This is a genomic window from Pseudoalteromonas sp. TB51 (assembly GCF_000498055.1).
Taxonomy (GTDB): Bacteria; Pseudomonadota; Gammaproteobacteria; order Enterobacterales; family Alteromonadaceae; genus Pseudoalteromonas; species Pseudoalteromonas atlantica.
Genome location: NZ_AUTO01000246.1, coordinates 25,754 through 28,017, shown reverse-complemented (window position 1 = coordinate 28,017; position 2,264 = coordinate 25,754). Strand labels below are relative to the sequence as shown.

At 43.2% G+C, this 2,264-nt stretch carries 1 protein-coding gene, 3 tRNA genes and 1 pseudogene (1 of these 5 cut by a window edge); all 5 read left to right on the top strand.

The window, feature by feature from the left end; genetic code table 11:
- Positions 1-77: transfer RNA gene (locus tag L650_RS0114280), tRNA-Met, on the top strand.
- A gap of 78 nt (positions 78-155) precedes the next feature.
- Positions 156-232, top strand: a tRNA-Met gene (locus tag L650_RS0114275).
- A gap of 181 nt (positions 233-413) precedes the next feature.
- Positions 414-490: transfer RNA gene (locus L650_RS0114270), tRNA-Met, on the top strand.
- Between the two features lie 501 nt (positions 491-991).
- Complete coding sequence (locus L650_RS0114265) at positions 992-1,606, top strand: trimeric intracellular cation channel family protein (RefSeq protein WP_024031973.1); 615 nt, start codon at positions 992-994, stop codon at positions 1,604-1,606.
- Between the two features lie 33 nt (positions 1,607-1,639).
- A pseudogene (locus L650_RS0114260) lies at positions 1,640-2,264 on the top strand (YifB family Mg chelatase-like AAA ATPase) (it continues 889 nt past the right edge of the window).

Here is a 2,264-nt window from a genome sequence, read left to right as displayed (position 1 = left end):
CGCGGGATGGAGCAGCCTGGTAGCTCGTCGGGCTCATAACCCGAAGGTCGTCGGTTCAAATCCGGCTCCCGCAACCAATTTTTTAAAAAGTTTGGTTACTGTAAACTCTAACTTAAGAGATTAAATTAAGTAGTCGATAGACTTAAAATAACAGGCGCGGGATGGAGCAGCCTGGTAGCTCGTCGGGCTCATAACCCGAAGGTCGTCGGTTCAAATCCGGCTCCCGCAACCAATTTCCTTTAGGGGTTTGAGGTTACTGTAAAATGTTAGTTAAAGAAAAGCTTGTCGGTCTCAGCTCTTCATTAGCCGCAAAGGTAGTCGTTTTAAATTCGGCTCCCGCAACCAATTTCCTTTAGGGAGTTGGCAGCCACGTTGTAATGTAAGCAACGCTAAATAAGTATACATATTTCAGGCGCGGGATGGAGCAGCCTGGTAGCTCGTCGGGCTCATAACCCGAAGGTCGTCGGTTCAAATCCGGCTCCCGCAACCACTGAAATACATAAAATGAAACGACACGCTTAAAGCGTGTTTTTTTATGCCTAAAATTCAGTGAAATGAATAGCTCGTCGGTCTCAGCTCTGCATAAGCCAGCAAAGGTCGTCGGTTCACCTTTCATAAGCTCTGGCTCCCGCAACCACTGAAATAATAGGTTATATTAAATCGACACGCCAAAAGCGTGTTTTTTTATGCCTAAAATTCAGTGAAATGAATAGCTCGTCGGGCTCAGCTCTGCATAAGCCAGCAAAGGTCGTCGGTTCACCTTTCATAAGCTCCGGCTCCCGCAACCACTGAAATACATAAAATGAAACGACACGCTTAAAGCGTGTTTTTTTATGCCTGAAATTTATATTTCTTTCCCTATAAAGCACTCTTAGATTTATACCCCCGAGTAATATCTATAAATATTATAAACTTCTCAAAAAATACGTTATTACTTAAAACTTTGTATAGTTTGTGTTAAAACGGCACAAATAATTTTGGGTTGTTACACATGACTGAACTTTATCACTGGTTTGATTTAATCGGTATTGCTGTGTTTGCTGTTACAGGTACTTTGGTCGCACACGAAAAGAAAATGGATGGTTTTGGGGTTGTAGTATTAGCAGCGGTAACAGCGATTGGGGGCGGTACGGTTCGCGATCTCATATTAGATGTTCCGGTATTTTGGTTACACGATCAAAGTTTTTTTTATGCTATTTTAGCCGCGGTATTTATTACCACGCGGCTTATTAACAAGCAAAAGTCGATTCCGCACTACACATTACAAATTGCCGATGCATTTGGTTTAGCATTTTTTGCGGTAATGGGCACCCAAAAAGCCTTACTAGCCGGCATGCCAAATATGACCGCGATTATTATGGGTGTAATTACCGGTTGCTTTGGGGGCATGCTCCGTGATGTGCTTGCTCGCGAAATTCCTATGCTGCTAAAAGGCGAGTTATACGCTATTACCTGTATAGCTGGCGGTGTGGTTTATACGCTGGGAATTCATTTTTCGTTCGCGACCGAACTTGCCATGGTAATGGCAATGCTAACCACCTTATTGCTTCGTATTGCGGCTATTAAATGGCAAATCACAGTACACGTTTTTAAATATTCTGACTAAACTAATTAATTAAACCATTAATTAGGATAAGGAATGTCGCTAGCTCGCATTTACTCTCGTGCCCAAGTGGGTATAAACGCCCCCGAGGTTATTGTAGAAGTACACCTAGGTAATGGTTTACCGGCATTTAATATTGTTGGGCTGCCAGAAGCCTCAGTTAAAGAATCAAAAGACAGGGTGCGTAGCGCCCTAGAAAACTCTCAATTTGGTTTTCCTGATCAACGTATTACTGTAAATTTAGCTCCTGCCGATTTACCTAAAGATGGCGGGCGCTTCGACTTAGCCATTGCCGTAGGTATTTTAATGGCCTCGGGGCAGGTAGTGTGTCCAGATATACATAAATATGAATTTTACGGTGAGCTTGCCCTTAATGGTGAAGTGCGGGGAGTTAATGCCATTTTGCCCTCTGTACTTGCTGCAAAAGAGCAAAACCGTTGCTGCTTTTTACCTTTTACCAATGATAGCCTCGCAAGCTTGGTGAACGGCGTTAAGCGTAAAGCGGTTAACTCATTACAAGAAGTATGGGGGGATTTATTAAATCAGCAGCCACTGCCTTTAAATATTGAATACCCAGATTGCGCCCAGTCTCCCGACTTTTTACTCGATTTAAGTGATGTTAAAGGCCAACCCGGTGCTAAGCGAGTGCTAGAAATAGCCG

Coding starts and splice junctions, on each gene's coding strand:
- L650_RS0114265 (WP_024031973.1), top strand. CDS start 992: ATGACTGAACTTTATCACTGGTTTGATTTAATCGGTATTGCTGTGTTT.